This is a genomic window from Kitasatospora sp. NPDC101157, from assembly GCF_044768255.1.
Classification (GTDB): domain Bacteria; phylum Actinomycetota; class Actinomycetes; order Streptomycetales; family Streptomycetaceae; genus Kitasatospora.
On record NZ_JBIWPL010000025.1, the window covers coordinates 1 to 14,652 of the forward strand.

Here is a 14,652-nt window from a genome sequence, read left to right on the forward strand (position 1 = left end):
CACACCCGCGCGACCTCCTCGATCACGATCACCGTCGCCAGCGCGTCCGCCCCCGCACCGCCGTACACCTCCGGCACGTGCACCGCGTGCAGGTCATTGCCCCGCAGCGCGTCCAACGCCTCCTGCGGGAACCGCCCCTGCTCGTCCACCTCCGCCGCGAACGGAGCGATCTTCGCCTCGGCCAGCGAACGCACCGCCTCACGGAGCATCTCGTGCTCCTCGGAGATACGGAAGAGATCGAAGTCCTGGCTCATGATCGCCACTCCTGTTTCACGACGGTACTCAGTACCCTTCATTATGCACGGGCGCGGCAAAAAGGGAACTCAGTGCCTTCACAGGGCGGCACTGAGTTCCCTATCCTTTTCCTGCCGTACTACAGCCGAACTACTGGCGTACTTCTGCCGACAGAGCCGGTCCGAGCGCAGGGAGATGACGACGTGGTCCACTCAGCCATCGATGCCGACACCCGGAGTACGACGCTGTACTTCCAGCGCTGTACCTGGTGCAACAACCCGACGTTCCAGCGGCTGCTCTGCCCCACCTGCGGCTCCACCGAGCTGCGGCTGGAGCCCAGCGAGGGCACCGGCGTGGTGCGGCGCTGCGCGGTCGAGCAGGCCCGTACCCCGCTGGTCCGCCAGAAGTCGCTGATCCGGATGACGGAGGGCTTCGACGTCTGGTGCATCGTGGACGGCATGCGCAGCACCGTCCCGGTCGGCACCCGGGTGCGGCTGTACTCCTCCCCCGGCTCCGACCAGCCCGAGCTGCGGCTGCTGACGGTCGAGGAGCCGCCGGCGGAGCAGGAGTCCGAGCCGCGCCCGCTGCCGCCGGTCAAGGGCGGGTTCACCCAGCACCTGGCGGCCTTCGCCGAGTAGCCGGCGGGGCGGCACGACGGAGGGCGTGGCACTCGGTACCGGGGGTACCGAGTGCCACGCCCTCCGTTCTGCTTCCGGGGGACCCCGGGGATCAGCCCTTGCGGGCCTTCACCTCGGCGGTGAGCTGCGGCAGCACCTCGAAGAGGTCGCCGACCACGCCGTAGTCCGCGAGCTCGAAGATCGGGGCCTCGGGGTCCTTGTTGACGGCCACGATGGTCTTCGAGGTCTGCATGCCGGCCCGGTGCTGGATGGCGCCCGAGATGCCGTTGGCCACGTACAGCTGCGGGGAGACCTGCTTGCCGGTCTGGCCGACCTGGGAGCTGTGCGGGTACCAGCCGGCGTCGACGGCGGCGCGCGAGGCGCCGACGGCGGCTTCGAGCGCGTCCGCGAGCTCCTCGACCACGCCGAAGCCCTCGGCGGCACCGACGCCGCGGCCGCCGGAGACCACGATGGCGGCCTCGGTCAGCTCGGGGCGGCCGGTCGAGACGCGCGGGGTGCGCGAGGTGACCTTGGCCGCGTTGCCGGTGAACTCCACCGACACGTTCTCGACGGCGCCGGCGGCCGGAGCGGCCTCCGGGGCGACGGCGTTCGGCTTGACGGTGATGACCGGCACGCCGTTGCTGACGCGGGACTCGACGGTGTACGAGGCGGCGAACACCGACTGGGTGGCGACCGGACCGCCGTCGCCGGCGCGGACGTCCACCGCGTCGGTGATGATGCCGGAGCCGAGGCGCAGCGCCACGCGGGCCGCGACCTCCTTGCCCTCGCCGGAGGAGGTCACCAGGACGCCGGCCACGTCGTTGGCCTTGGCGATCTGGGCCAGGGCGTCCACCTTGGGGACGACCAGCTGGTCGGCGAACTCGGCGCCGTCCGCGACGTACACCTTGGCGGCGCCGAACTCGGCGGCCCTGGCGGCGATGTCGGCGGCCGCGGCACCCGCGCCCAGCACGACGGCGGACGGCTCGCCGATGCGGCGGGCCAGGGTCAGCAGCTCCAGGGCGGGCTTGCGGACCGCACCCTCGGCGTGGTCCACCAGGACGAGAATCTCAGCCATTGCTCTATGTCTCCGTGTTTCGCTGGGTCGGGGTCGGGGTGCGGACTAGATGAACTTCTGGTCGGCGAGGAACGCGGCGAGCTGCTTGCCGCCCTCGCCCTCGTCCTTGACGACCGTGCCCGCGGTGCGCGCCGGACGCGCCGCCACCGACTCGACCGCCGTCCACGAACCCGCCAGGCCGACCTCGTCCGCCTCGATGCCCAGGTCGTCCAGGTCCAGCGACTGCACCGGCTTCTTCTTCGCCGCCATGATCCCCTTGAACGAGGGGTAGCGGGCCTCGCCCGACTGGTCCGTCACCGAGACCACGGCCGGCAGCGGGGCCTCGACCAGCTCGGTCGCCGCGTCACCGTCACGACGGCCCTTCACCACGCCGCCCTCGACCGACACCTCGGACAGCAGCGTCACCTGCGGCACACCCAGCCGCTCCGCCAGCAGCGCCGGCAGCACGCCCATCGTGCCGTCCGTCGACGCCATACCACCGATCACCAGGTCGAACCCGGTCTTCTCCAGCGCCTTCGCCAGGATCGCCGACGTCCCCAGCACGTCCGAACCGTGGATGTCGTCGTCGTTCACGTGGACGGCCTTGTCCGCACCCATCGACAGCGCCTTGCGCAGCGCGTCCTTCGCGTCGTCCGGACCCACCGTCAGCACCGTCACCTCGGCACCGTCGTTCGCCTCGGCGATCCGCAGCGCCTGCTCGACGCCGTACTCGTCCAGCTCCGACAGGAGGCCGTCCACACCCTCCCGGTCGGTGGTGTGGTCGTCCGCGAAACGACGGTCGCCCGTCGCGTCCGGCACGTACTTCACACAGACGACGATCCTCAAGCTCATGAGCGGTTTCTCCTGTCACGGGTGCACGGATGCACTGGATCCATGGCCTCAGGTCAGGCCGAGGGTACTGAGTGCCAAGTCCGGCCCGGCCGCGGCCGGCGCGCCGTGAGCGCCACCTGGACCGGCATGCCGTGTCGGCTCTCTCCGACTGGCGTCGGAGGCTCCACCGAGAGAATACGGCACTCAGTACCCCTGGTAAAGGCACTCAGTACCCTACCCGGTGTCCGAACGCCGGGCGGCGGCCGGAAGCGGACACAAGGTTTCCGCAAGCCCCCGCCAGGTCCCGGCAATGAATCCGCCAGCCCGCGCGGGGAACATCGGCACCGGGCCTCGTCGAGGCCCCGACCTGCGGTCAAGGAGGGGGAAGGGAATGACCTTGGTGCACGGGGAACAGGACATCACGACCACCCACGGGACGCACGGCAACACCGACCGGACGAACGGGACGAGGGACGGCGCCGCCTGGAGCAACAACGGACCGTGGGAGACCCTGCGGGACCGCAAGCGGGTGCTGGTCGTCGCCCAGACCGTGGTGTACGCCCAGCGGCTGCACGACTTCTACTCGCTGCTCGCCTCCGACCTGCGGATCCACGTGCAGTTCACGGTGGCCCCGCACATGTTCAACCGCGGCGCCGCGGAGGGCCTGCTCGCCCTGGGCGCCACCGTACTGCCCTGGGAGCAGGCCGTCAGGCGCGAGTTCGACCTCGTCCTGGCGGCCGGCTCGCAGGGCATGGAGCAGCTGCGCGGGCCGGTCGTCCGGCTCCCGCACGGCGCCGGCAACATCAAGCTGTCCCGGCGCGGCGGGCCGGACGGCCAGCGGACCGCCATCGGGCTGCGCCCGGACTACCTGTACTGGGAGGGCAGACTCGTCCCGACCTCCTTCGCGCTGGCCCACGCGGAGGAACTGGACGAACTGGGCCGCAGCTGCCCGGAGGCGCTGCCGATCGCGGAGGTGGTCGGCGACCCCTGCTACGACCGGATCGCCGCCGCGCTGCCGCACCGGGAGCACTACCGGGCGGCGCTGGGGCTCGGACCCGAGGAGAAACTCGTCCTGGTCTCCTCCACCTGGGGGGCCGGCTCGCTGTTCACCCGGCTGGACGCCGTGCTGCCCCGGCTCACCTCGGAGCTGCCCCGGCAGGGCTACCGCGCCGCGCTGCTCGCCCACCCGAACATCGCGGCCGCGCACAGCCCCTGGCAGGTGCGGTCCTGGGCGACGGCCACCGCCCGCGGGGCCGTCTCGGTCGTCCCCCCGGAGGCGGACTGGCGGCCGCTGCTGGTCGCCGCCGACTACGTGATCGGCGACCACGGCTCGGTCACCCTGTACGCGGCGATGACCGGTGCCCCCGTACTCCTCGCGGAGTACCCGCACCACAACGTCAATCCGCGCTCGCCGTCCGCCCAGCTCGCCCGGACGGCACCCGCGCTCAGCCCCGGGCACCCGCTCACCGAGCAGCTCGCGTACGCCGCCGAGCAGTACCGCCCGGAGGAGTACGCCGCCATCGCCGCCCGGATCAGCTCCGAACCCGGACGCTTCGACCGCAACGCCCGCCGGCTGCTCTACCGGGTGCTCGGGCTCGGCCAGCCCGCGCACAGCCCCGAGCCGGCGCCGCTGCCGCTGCCCGATCCGCTGGACGCGCCCCTGGCGCCGGGCTCCCGGCGGGCCGGATGAGCGCCGCGCTGCACACCGTGCGGCTCGTGCCGCTCGCCGGTCCGCCGTCCGAGGGGTGCCCGGGCTCGCTGTTCGACGCCCGGGTGGAGTCCACGACCGGTGCCCGCCACGGGCTGCTGGCCGCGGCCCCGCCCACCGGGCCCGGTCGCGACCGGCCCGGCCCCGGCTTCGTGGACGAGCACCTGGTGCTCGACCTCACCGAACCGGCCGGCCGGCGCCGGCGACGGCAGGCCGACGTACTGCACCTCGGGCTGCTTCCGGCGGCGGACTCCGCCGCCCGGCTCGCCGGGGCGCTGTCCGCCCATCCCGGCTGCGCGGTCGCCACCGCCGAGCACCGCGGCGGAGCGGTGCTGCTGCTCGCCCGGACCGGGGCCCGGCTCCTGCTGCGGCCGGACCGCGGGGCGCACCACCCCGGCGCTCCCGCCCTGCCGCTCGCCCTCGGTTCGCTGGCGCACGCCTGGCTGGCCGCCGGGCGGGCGCTCACCGAACTCGACCGCCTCGACTGCTCCGGTCGGTTCGACCGCTCCGACCGCTTCGGCTCCGACCGCTCCGACCGCTCCGACCGCTTCGACCGCTCCGACCGCTTCGGCTCCGACCGCTCCAACCGCTTCGGCGCGGCCGCCTGCCGGGCCGGCGCGGTGGCGGCCGGACGGCTCAGGCGTCCGGGTCGCCGGGACGGGGGGTGACGCCGGGACCGACCCCGTACGCGGCGAGGCGGCCGGCCAGTCTGGCCGCCTCGGCCGCGGCACCGACGTCCCGGTACCGCGCCAGCGACTGCTCGAACCGGGCGCGCGCCCGATCCGGACGGCCGCGCCGCTCCTCGACCTGCCCGGCGAACTCCAGCGTCCGCGCCTCCCAGTGCGCCGACAGCCCGGCCCGGAAGCCCGCGAGGGCCGCCTCCAGACAGCCGTCGGCGAGCTCGTACGCGCCCAGCAGCCCGTGCGCCAGCCCCAGGAAGGCCGTCGCGCGGGCCGCCTCGTAGCCGTCCCCGATCGAGGACAGCTCCCGGCGCGCCCGCTCGACGGGCTCCACCGCCTCGGCCGCCCGGCCCGCCAGCAGCAGCACCTCGCCGTACGCCAGCCGGGCCAGCGCCGCACCGCGCAGGTAGTCCTGGGCCTCCCGCAGCTCCACCACCCGGTGCAGGCACTCGGCCGCCTCGGCCAGCCGGCCGGCCATCCGGTGGGTCTGGCCGATCCCGTACAGCGCGTTCGCCTGGGCCAGCGGATGGCCCAGCTCCCGGGCGAGTTCCAGGGCCTCGGTGAACCAGCGGGCCGCCTCCTCCGCCTCGCCCGCGTTGCGCAGCCCGTTCCCGCCGGAGGTCAGCATCCGCAGTTCGCCGCCGCGGTCGCCGGCCGTCCGGGCGGCCCGCAGACCGATCCGGTGGGCCTCGACCCACAGCCGCGCCGGGCGCAGCCGCAGGAACAACGGCCACATGGCGTCGGCCAGTTGCCAGGCGGCGGCGGGCCGGTCCAGCTCCTCGCACCAGCGCAGCAGATCGGCGAGGCGGTCGCGCTCCTGGTCGAGCCACCTCAGCGCCCGGACCTCGTCCTCGAACGCCCGGGCCGGATGGTGGGGCCGGGTGAGGTGGTCGCGGGCGAGGGTGCGGTGGCTCGGCGAGACGACCGCCTCGGCGGCGGTGGCCGAGGCCAGGTACCAGTCGACGATCCGGTCCAGCGCGGCCCGGCCGGCCTCGGTGCCCCGCAGCTCGCGGCCGTGCGTCCGGGCGTGCAGGCGCACCAGGTCGTGGAAGCGGAAGCGCTCCGGCCCGCGCTCCTCCAGCAGGTGCACGTCGATCAGACCGTCCAGCAGCCGGTCCGCCGCGGGCAGGTCCACGTCCATCAGGACGGCGGCGTTCTCCAGGGTGAACTCGCCGAAGGGCAGCAGGCCGAGCAGCCCGTAGAGCCGGGCGGCGCCGGGCTCCAGCACTCCGTACGAGGCGTCCAGCAGGTCCTGCACGGTCTCGCCCTCCGCGTTCAGCGCCGCCAGCCGGTCGGTGCCGCGCCCCAGCAGCTCGGCGGTGGCCGCGAGCGACTGGGCCGGCCGGGCGGCGATCCGCGCCGCCGCCAGGCAGATCGCCATCGGCAGTCCGGCGCAGGCGTCCACCACCACGGCCGCGGCGTCACTCTCCTGCGCCACCCGCCGCCCGCCGACCCGCGCGGCGAGGATCTCGGTCGACGCCTCCGCCGCGAGCGGCGCCAGCGTGCGGAACACCGCCCCGTCCATCCCGAGGCCGGTGAGCCTGCGGCGGCTGGTCACCACGACCACCGTGCCGTCCGAGCCCGGCAGCAGCGGCCGCACCTGCGCGGCCGTCGAGGCGTTGTCCAGGAGTACGGCGATCCGCCGCTCCGCCGCCAGGGAGCGCCACAGTGCCGCGCCCTCCGCCAGGCTGCGGGGCACCGGCGAGATCCCGAACGCCCGCAGGAACGCGCCGAGCGCCTCGGCCGGATCGGCGGGCCCGCCCGGGGCGTAGCCGCGCAGGTCCGCGTACAACTGGCCGTCCGGGAAGCGCCCGGCCAGGCCGCGCAGCCACTGGGCGGCGAGCGCGGTCTTGCCGACCCCGGCCGGGCCGGTCACCACGACGGTCGCCTCCGCCGGGCCGGACTCCCCGCCCAACGAACGGTCCAAGGCGGCCAGGTCGGCCTCGCGGCCGATCAACCGCCTCGGCGACGGGGGAAGTTGGCGCGGGACCGGGAGCGGCGGGGCGTGCAGGTGCAGGCCGTTGATCGTGCCCGCCTGCACCACCGAGCCACCGACGCCCCCGCCGCCGGTCAGCGAGTTGTGCACCACGCCGAAGGGCGGGTCGGGGTCCGTCACCGGCGACCACCGACCACGGCCGATCCTGTCACTGGCTCCCCCTGCCGTCGACGAATTGCCCGCGTGCGGTTAGCAGATGACTTGTCGTCAAGTCGAGGACATTCCCAAAAGAGCCTCACCCGAACCCCGTCGTGGTATAGCCGACCGCCCCGGACGCGTGCCATGCTCACCCGCGACACGGCAAGCTGGTAGCCAACCGGCGGGGGACGTCAATGAAGTTCCATCTCCTGGGGTCAGTTGAACTGTCGGTGAACGGAGAGCCATTGGCGCTCCACTCCGACAAACGGCGGCAGCTGCTGGCCGCACTGGCCATGGAGGTCGGAAGGCCGCTCTCCCACACGTCGCTCGCACACCGACTGTGGGACCAGGAACCACCGCCCAGCGCACTGACCAGCCTCTACAGCCACGTATCCCACCTCCGGGCGCTGCTGAGACGGGCCGCTCGTACCGGTGGGACGGAAAACCCGCGCGAAACGCCCACGATCGACACCCGATCGCACACGTACACCCTGCGGGCCGACCCCCAACTCATCGACTGGTGGCGATATCTGGACCTTGCCAGACAAGCCGCCCTGCTCGCCGGGAACGGACAGGACCACCAGGCCAGAACCGTCCTCTCCCGCGCCGAGGAACTCTGGGGCGGCGAACCCCTGGCCGGCCTGCCCGGCAGCTGGGCCCGCGCCACCCGTGCCACCATGGCCGACCAGCGCTTCGCCATCACCCTGCAGCGCATCGAGATCGACCTGCGGATCGGCCGCCACCACGAACTCATCCCCGAACTCACCGCCCTGCGCGAGGACCGCCCCACCGACGAACGCCTCGCCGGCCACCTGATGACCGCCCTCCACGCGGCCGGCCGCCAGGCCGACGCCCTGGCCGTCTACCCCGCCGTCGTCCGGCTGCTCCGCGCCCAGCTCGCCACCGAACCCGGCGAAGCCCTCACCCGCCTGCACCGGCGGATGCTCAACGGCGAACCGCTGCCCGGCACGCCCGGACGGGTCGAACTCGCCCCGGCCGCCGCCCCCGAGCCGTTCGAGCCGTCCGGCCTGTCCGGCCTGTCCGGCCTGTCCGGCCCGCCCGGCCGGCACCGGCTGATCGGCCGACGGGACGACCTCCGGCGCGTGCTGCCCGCCCCCGGGAGCGACCCCGCCGGCGCCCGGGGAGGCGTCGTCACCGTCTCGGCCATCCTCGGCATGCCCGGAGTCGGCAAGACCACGCTCGCCCTGCACGCCGCCGACCTGATGCGCGAGCACTTCCCCGACGGCTACGTCTACCTCAACCTGCGCGCCCATGTCGGCAATCAGCCGCCGCTGACCCCGGAGGCCGCCGGCGCCCTGCTGCTGAGACGCCTCGGCGTGCCCGCCACGACCATCCCGCTCGACGCCGACGAGGTGTTCGCGCTGTGCGCCGAGGCCCTCTCCAGCCGGCGCGCCGTCGTCGTCCTCGACGACGCCGCCGACGCCGCCCAGATCCGCCCGTTGCTGCCGCCCGCGCCGTCCGCCCTGATCATCGTCACCTCCCGCCAGCGGCTCGCCGAACTCCCGTGCGCACGGCCGGTGTTCCTCGACGTCCTGCCGGTGGACGACGCCGTCGCCCTGTTCAGCAACGTGGTCGGCCCCGACCGCTCGGCCGACCGGGAGCGCGTCGTCGAGATCGTCGACCGCTGCGGCCTCCTCCCGCTAGCCATCGAACTCGCCGCCAGCCGTCTCAAGGCCCGCCCCTCCTGGACCCTCGACCACCTCGCCCGACGCCTCTCCCGCAAGGGGCGGCTGGCCGAGATCCGCAGCGGCTCGTCCAGCATCGCCCGGGCCTTCGAGGTCTCCTACCACTACCTCCCGTCCGGCCAGCGCTCGGCATTCCGGCTGCTCGGCCTCTACCCCGGCCCGGATTTCGGCGTGCACGCGGCGGCGGCCCTGCTGGGCCTGGCGATCGACGAAACGGACCAGGTGCTGGAGGCATTGCTGAACTGTCACCTGATCATCGAAATTTCGCCCGAAAGGTACCAACTGCACGATCTCCTGAGGGAGTTCGCGGTGGCATTGGGAGTGGAGGACGCACAACGGGAGTCGGCGATCGAACGGCTGCTCCGCTTCGCCCTGCACGCGGCCGACCGGGCGGACCGGCTGCTCTATCCGCGCAGGTCGCGGAGCGAAGTCCCGACCAATCATCAATTCGGCGGTGTGGATGATTTGTCGGGAGACATCGGAATCGACTCCCCCGCTTCGGCCAGGGCCTGGCTGGAGAGCGAGCACGCCGCCCTGATCGCCCTCACCACCCACTCGAACCACCCCGGGCTCGCCGAGGCGGGCGCCTGGCTCGCCCACGTCCTGGCCGGTCACCTGGACGCCGAGGCGTACTGGAGCGAAGCCCAGGCGATGCACCGGGCAGCGGCGTCGTACTGGCATTCGCAGGCGAACGACCGGCAGGAGGCGCGGGCGCTGATCGACCTGGGGGCGACGCTGGCGAACGCCTCGCGCTACGACTCCGCCGCCGAGGCCCTCGAACGCGGCTTGAGCCTCGCCCGCACGGAGGGCGACCTCGACGCAGCGGCCAACGCCCTCAACCTGCTGGGGCAACTGCGGTGGAGCCAGAGCCGACTCCACGAGTCCCTGGCACTCCAGCACGAGGTGCTGGCCATTCGGAAGGAGCAGGAAGACCAGTGGAACGTCTCGCGCTGCCTGGCCAACATCGGCATACTGCACCGATCGATGGGCGATTCGGATTCCGCACTCGCCGCTTACAACAGCGCTCTGCCACTGGCCCAGAAATTCGATGACCGGGTTCTCGAACTCCGGATCCTGAACAATATCGGAGAGCTTCATCTCATCGCCGGACAGAATCCATCGGCCCGCGAGACCTTCGAATTGGTACTGAGGATCGGCCGCGGAGTCATGTCCCAGCTCGACCTGTCGGTGGTCCGCACCAATCTTGCAAAGACACTGACAATACCCGACGAACTCGAAAAGGCACTCTCGCTGCACCGTTCCGCCCTGGCCACGTTCCGCGAAGTCGGCAGCATCCGCCACGAGGCCGACGCTCGCAACGCGCTGGGCGAGACCCTGCTGACGGCATGTCAACACCGAGCGGCACTGGACCAGCACGCGATCGCCCTGGAGCTGGCCCGCACCATCGGCGCCGCTCGCGAGGAGGCGGCCGCTCTGCGCGGTCTGGGCCTGGGCGAGGCGGCGGCCGGAAACCGAACCGCCGCCCTCACCCACCTCACAGCAGCCGTCGCACTGGCCGAACAGGTGGACATCGCGGACGAGGCCGCACGGGTCCGGTCGGCTCTCAACAACCTCGAATCGAACTCCTCATATAATCGCCCCCATCGAAATGAAGTACGGCCCTAGGGCATCGATTTGATCATCCGATGCGGTTATGCGAGGCTCTGCCCATCCAAGCGGCGACGCCGACCGAATCGGACAGAAAGCCCGGCGCACAATGACCATGTTCCTTCACATAGCCCTGATCGTCACAGCGATGCCGATCTGGTGCTAGCCGTTTAGCGCGACGGCCGCCTCTCCCGTGTAGACCTGGAACGTCAGCGACTCCTGGAGATAGAGCTGAATCGTCTCGGCGTCGTGGGAGAGGTAGCCCACCGAGACGTCCTGGCCCAGGCAGAGTGCGAAGTCCCCTCCCCGGGTGGACAACAGGAACGCCCCCTCGATCGCGGGGGCCCAGATGATGTCGCCGTCCAGCAGTCGGGCCAGGTGGTTGTGGACGGGGTAGCCGTGGTCGCTGGTCTCGTTGACGGCGGTGAAGGCCTCGGCGCCGAGCAGGAGTGAGTACGGCCCGCCGACGCCCGCCAGGCGCAGGGTGGTGAGCCCACGGCTCACGGCCTCCGGGTATTCCCGGACGTCCTCCGGGAGTTGGACCGGAGGGTTGCTGGAGCCGGCCCGGATGCCCTCGATCGCGGCGGCCCGGTAGCCCTCGAAGACGGCGCGGTCCTCGGCGCGGGCGAGGGTGCGGGCGGCGTCCTTGACCGGTTGCCAGTCGGAATCCCGGGAGCCCCGTTCGACGTCGTCGACAGCCTCCCGGCCGACGGTGAAGGGCACCCGCAGCTCGACCACCGGGCGGCTGGCGCGGGCCCGGGCCCGGACGCCGTCGAGGGGCGGTTCGATGCCGGTGAGATGGCCCGTGCCGACGGCGGCGAGGGTGGTGCCCTCCGGGCCGGTGAGATCGACCACCCGGCGGCCGGCGATGTGGAGCTTGAAGGTCTGGCGGGCCTCCTCCTCGATCTCCTCCCAGGCGGCGGCGGAGACGGGGGCCAGTTCGCGGTGCAGGTTGTTCACGGTGCGGGTCCTGTTCGGGGTCGGCTTCGGTCGGGCGGCTTTCAGGAGGTCGGCTTGAGGCTGCCGATGCCGAGCGAACCGTCCGGGCGCGACCCGACAGCGGGAACAGCGGCGGGAGCCGTGGCGGGAACCTCAGCGGGAACGATGTCGGCGGCCCGGGCGGCCGGTGGCGGCGAGTCGAGGAAGTCGGCGGTCGGGACGTAGAACAGCGAGCCGGTGACGGCCGTGGAGAAGTCCAGCAACCGGTCGGTGGTGCCGGGCGGGTTGCCGATGAACATGTTGCGCAGCATCTCCTCGGTCACGCCGGGGTCGCGCGCGTAGCCGATGAAGTAGGTGCCGAACTCGCCCCCGCCGTCGAAGGAGCCGAAGGCCATGTTGTAGCGGACGATCTTCTGTTCCTCGCCGTCCGGGCCGGTGATCACGGTGAGCGCCACGTGCGAGTCGGCGGGTTTGACGTCGTCGTCCAGTTCGATGTCGGTGAGCTTGGTGCGGCCGACCGCCCCCTCCTGCTGCTCGACGCTCAGCGCGTTCCACTTGTCCAGGTCGTGCAGGTACTTCTGGACGATGACGTAGCTCCCGCCCGCGAAGTCCGCGTCCTCCGCCCCGACCAGGGTGGCCTCGGCGGCGGCCCGGCCCTCGGGGTTCTCGGTGCCGTCCACGAAACCGAGCAGGTCCCGGTCGTCGAAGTAGCGGAAGCCGTGCACGGCGTCGACCACGGTGGCCGCACCGGCGAGGCGGGTGGTGAGCTGGCCGGCCAGTTCGAAGCAGAGGTCCATCCGCTCGGCCCGCAGGTGCAGCAGCAGGTCGCCCGGGGTGGCCGGGGCGCGGTGGCGGGGGCCGGCCAGTTCCTGGAAGGGGTGGAGGTCGGCGGGCCGGGGGCCGTCGAAGAGGCGGTCCCAGAGCTCGGAGCCGATGCCGGTGACGCAGGTGAGGCCGCCGTCGGGGGCCCGGAAGCCGACGGACCGGCGCAGTCCGGCGAGGTCGGGCAGGAGGTCGCGGACGGCGTCCTCGCCACCGGCTTCGACGGTGAGGACCAGGAAGACCGCCGCGCCGGTCAGCGGCGAGAGCACGGCTTGCGGTTCGGGCTGCATGCCACCGATGACATCGCACAACGGACGCGTCGGCACGGTCGGCATGCAGCCGAACGGCCCCGACGACAGGGCCGGCGGCACCATCCGAAACCGCTCCGAGGGGCCGTTCGGGTGAGCGGGCCGCGGCGGCCGGACGTGCGCCGAGGGGGGTGCGCGAAGGCGCGCACCCCCTCGGCCGTCCGGAGCCGGACCCGCCGTCCGGCGTCAGACCCGCAGCGCCGCCAGCTGTTCGGCGAACGGGACGACCTGCTCGGGCACCGCCGCCCCCGCCGCCGGGCCGCGCCCGGCCAGCAGCGCCGCCAGCTCGCCTGCGGCGCGCTCGATCCGGCCCGGCAGGCCGTCGGTCAGCGCGTCCCCGGCCGTGCCCCAGTCGTCGGTGGCCGCGTACACGGCCGTCGGCAGCACGACCGCGCGCAGGTAGCTGAAGAGCGGCCGTACGGCGTGCTCCAGGGCGAGCGAGTGCCGGGGCGTCCCGCCGGTGGCGGCGATCAGCACCGGCTTGCCGGTGAGCGCGTCATGGTCGATCACGTCGAAGAAGGACTTGAACAGGCCGCTGTAGGAGGCGGTGAAGATCGGCGTCACCGCGATCACCGCGTCCGCCTCCGTCACCGCGCCGATCGCCCCGCGCAGCGCGGCGGCCGGGAAGCCGGTGACGAAGTTGTTGGCGATGTCCACCGCGAGGTCGCGCAGCTCGATCACCGTGACCTCGGCCTCCCGGTCCTGCTCGCCGAGCCGGCGCACGGTCGCCTCGGCGAGCCGGTCGGCCAGCAGGCGCGTCGAGGACGGCTCGCTCAGTCCGGCGCTCACCACCGCCAGCTTGAACGCGGTCACTTGGCGACCTCCTCCTTCTCGTGAGCCGCACGGGCGTCGTGGGCGTCGTGGGCCTCGTGGGCCCGGTGGCTGTCGGCGGCGTCGCGGGCCGCGAGCAGTGCGGCGTGGGTCGGCCCCTCCGGCACCCCGGCCGGGCGGCCCTTGGCGAACTCCTCGCGCAGCACCGGCACGACCTCCTCGCCGAGCAGGTCCAGCTGCTCCAGCACGGTCTTCAACGGCAGGCCGGCGTGGTCCATCAGGAACAGCTGGCGCTGGTAGTCGCCGAAGGTCTCGCGGAAGCCGAGCGTCTTCTCGATGACCTCCTGGGGGCTGCCCACGGTGAGCGGGGTCTGCTCGGTGAACTCCTCCAGCGAGGGCCCGTGCCCGTACACCGGCGCGTTGTCGAAGTACGGACGGAACTCGCGCACCGCGTCCTGGGAGTTCTTCCGCATGAACACCTGCCCGCCGAGGCCGACGATCGCCTGCTCGGGCGTGCCGTGGCCGTAGTGGGCGAAGCGCTCGCGGTAGAGCTCGATCAGCTTCTGGAAGTGCTCCTTGGGCCAGAAGATGTTGTTCGCGAAGAAGCCGTCGCCGTAGTACGCGGCCTGCTCGGCGATCTCCGGGCTGCGGATCGAGCCGTGCCAGACGAACGGCGGGACGTCGTCCAGGGGGCGCGGGGTGGAGGTGAAGGACTGCAGCGGGGTGCGGAAGCGGCCCTGCCAGTCCACCACCTCCTCGCGCCACAGCTGGTGCAGCAGCGCGTAGTTCTCGATCGCCAGCGGGATGCCCTGGCGGATGTCCTTGCCGAACCACGGGTAGACCGGGCCGGTGTTGCCGCGGCCCATCATGAGGTCCACCCGGCCGTCGGCGAGGTGCTGGAGCATCGCGAAGTCCTCGGCGATCTTCACCGGGTCGTTGGTGGTGATCAGCGTGGTCGAGGTGGAGAGGATGAGCCGGTCGGTCTGCGCGGCTATGTAGCCGAGCATGGTCGTCGGCGAGGACGGGACGAAGGGCGGGTTGTGGTGCTCGCCGGTCGCGAAGACGTCCAGGCCGACCTCCTCGGCCTTGCGGGCGATGGCCACCATCGCCTTGATCCGCTCGTGCTCGGTCGGGGTGCGGCCGGTGGTCGGGTCGGGGGTGACGTCACCGACGCTGAAGATTCCGAACTGCATGCTGCTCACCACACTCCAGGAGGTCCCAGGTAGTCCAACTTTCAACC

The 14,652-nt window shown here is 72.6% G+C and carries 12 protein-coding genes; 4 read left to right on the forward strand and 8 right to left on the reverse strand.

The window, feature by feature from the left end; translation table 11 throughout:
- A partial coding sequence (locus tag ACIRVF_RS33965) for an acyl-CoA dehydrogenase family protein (protein WP_402826648.1) occupies positions 1 to 254 on the reverse strand: 254 nt, incomplete at its 3' end.
- 183 nt (positions 255 to 437) lie between these two features.
- Between ACIRVF_RS33965 and ACIRVF_RS33970 the strand changes: the two genes are divergently transcribed.
- The gene (locus ACIRVF_RS33970; protein ID WP_402826651.1) at positions 438 to 872 is read left to right on the forward strand and encodes a hypothetical protein; all 435 of its coding nucleotides are present in this window, start codon (positions 438 to 440) and stop codon (positions 870 to 872) included.
- Between the two features lie 91 nt (positions 873 to 963).
- Here ACIRVF_RS33970 and ACIRVF_RS33975 read toward each other — a convergent pair whose 3' ends face one another.
- Both ACIRVF_RS33975 and ACIRVF_RS33980 read right to left on the reverse strand, forming a co-directional pair.
- Positions 964 to 1,926: an electron transfer flavoprotein subunit alpha/FixB family protein gene (locus ACIRVF_RS33975; protein WP_402826654.1), complete on the reverse strand. Its 963-nt coding sequence runs from the start codon at positions 1,924 to 1,926 to the stop codon at positions 964 to 966.
- A gap of 45 nt (positions 1,927 to 1,971) precedes the next feature.
- Positions 1,972 to 2,757, reverse strand: coding sequence for an electron transfer flavoprotein subunit beta/FixA family protein (locus ACIRVF_RS33980; protein ID WP_402826657.1), 786 nt, complete (start codon positions 2,755 to 2,757; stop codon positions 1,972 to 1,974).
- Between the two features lie 370 nt (positions 2,758 to 3,127).
- Here ACIRVF_RS33980 and ACIRVF_RS33985 point away from each other — a divergent pair, with 370 nt between their 5' ends.
- Together ACIRVF_RS33985 and ACIRVF_RS33990 are read left to right on the forward strand one after the other, a co-directional pair.
- A complete protein-coding gene (locus ACIRVF_RS33985) occupies positions 3,128 to 4,426 on the forward strand; it encodes a hypothetical protein (RefSeq protein WP_402826660.1) in 1,299 nt (432 codons plus the stop codon).
- Positions 4,423 to 5,112: a hypothetical protein gene (locus ACIRVF_RS33990; RefSeq protein WP_402826663.1), complete on the forward strand. Its 690-nt coding sequence runs from the start codon at positions 4,423 to 4,425 to the stop codon at positions 5,110 to 5,112. Before ACIRVF_RS33985 ends, ACIRVF_RS33990 begins: the two co-directional genes overlap by 4 nt.
- On the opposite strand, the gene ACIRVF_RS33995 is transcribed toward ACIRVF_RS33990, so the two are convergent.
- The gene (locus tag ACIRVF_RS33995; protein ID WP_402826666.1) at positions 5,081 to 7,240 is read right to left on the reverse strand and encodes a tetratricopeptide repeat protein; all 2,160 of its coding nucleotides are present in this window, start codon (positions 7,238 to 7,240) and stop codon (positions 5,081 to 5,083) included. The genes ACIRVF_RS33990 and ACIRVF_RS33995 overlap by 32 nt on opposite strands.
- Positions 7,241 to 7,503: 263 nt before the next feature.
- Between ACIRVF_RS33995 and ACIRVF_RS34000 the strand changes: the two genes are divergently transcribed.
- Complete coding sequence (locus tag ACIRVF_RS34000) at positions 7,504 to 10,590, forward strand: BTAD domain-containing putative transcriptional regulator (protein ID WP_402826669.1); 3,087 nt, start codon at positions 7,504 to 7,506, stop codon at positions 10,588 to 10,590.
- 144 nt (positions 10,591 to 10,734) lie between these two features.
- On the opposite strand, the gene ACIRVF_RS34005 is transcribed toward ACIRVF_RS34000, so the two are convergent.
- The 4 genes from ACIRVF_RS34005 to ACIRVF_RS34020 form a co-directional block, all read right to left on the reverse strand.
- Positions 10,735 to 11,532: a family 1 encapsulin nanocompartment shell protein gene (locus ACIRVF_RS34005; protein WP_402826672.1), complete on the reverse strand. Its 798-nt coding sequence runs from the start codon at positions 11,530 to 11,532 to the stop codon at positions 10,735 to 10,737.
- 41 nt (positions 11,533 to 11,573) lie between these two features.
- Entirely contained in the window at positions 11,574 to 12,623 is a 1,050-nt protein-coding gene (locus ACIRVF_RS34010; RefSeq protein ID WP_402826675.1) for a Dyp-type peroxidase, read from the reverse strand.
- 204 nt (positions 12,624 to 12,827) lie between these two features.
- On the reverse strand, positions 12,828 to 13,454 hold the full coding sequence (locus tag ACIRVF_RS34015; protein WP_402826678.1) for an FMN reductase: 627 nt from the start codon (positions 13,452 to 13,454) through the stop codon (positions 12,828 to 12,830).
- Positions 13,451 to 14,605, reverse strand: a complete 1,155-nt coding sequence (locus ACIRVF_RS34020; protein WP_402826681.1) for an LLM class flavin-dependent oxidoreductase — start codon at positions 14,603 to 14,605, stop codon at positions 13,451 to 13,453. The genes ACIRVF_RS34015 and ACIRVF_RS34020 overlap by 4 nt, the downstream gene beginning before the upstream one ends.
- Positions 14,606 to 14,652 lie beyond the last annotated feature (47 nt).

What these genes read in the sequence shown, in the direction of transcription:
- ACIRVF_RS33985 (WP_402826660.1), top strand. Translation starts at nt 3,128, where the DNA reads ATGACCTTGGTGCACGGGGAACAGGACATCACGACCACCCACGGGACG.
- ACIRVF_RS33990 (WP_402826663.1), top strand. Translation starts at nt 4,423, where the DNA reads ATGAGCGCCGCGCTGCACACCGTGCGGCTCGTGCCGCTCGCCGGTCCG.
- ACIRVF_RS34010 (WP_402826675.1), bottom strand. Translation starts at nt 12,623, where the DNA reads ATGCAGCCCGAACCGCAAGCCGTGCTCTCGCCGCTGACCGGCGCGGCG.
- ACIRVF_RS33980 (WP_402826657.1), bottom strand. Translation starts at nt 2,757, where the DNA reads ATGAGCTTGAGGATCGTCGTCTGTGTGAAGTACGTGCCGGACGCGACG.
- ACIRVF_RS34020 (WP_402826681.1), bottom strand. Translation starts at nt 14,605, where the DNA reads ATGCAGTTCGGAATCTTCAGCGTCGGTGACGTCACCCCCGACCCGACC.
- ACIRVF_RS33975 (WP_402826654.1), bottom strand. Translation starts at nt 1,926, where the DNA reads ATGGCTGAGATTCTCGTCCTGGTGGACCACGCCGAGGGTGCGGTCCGC.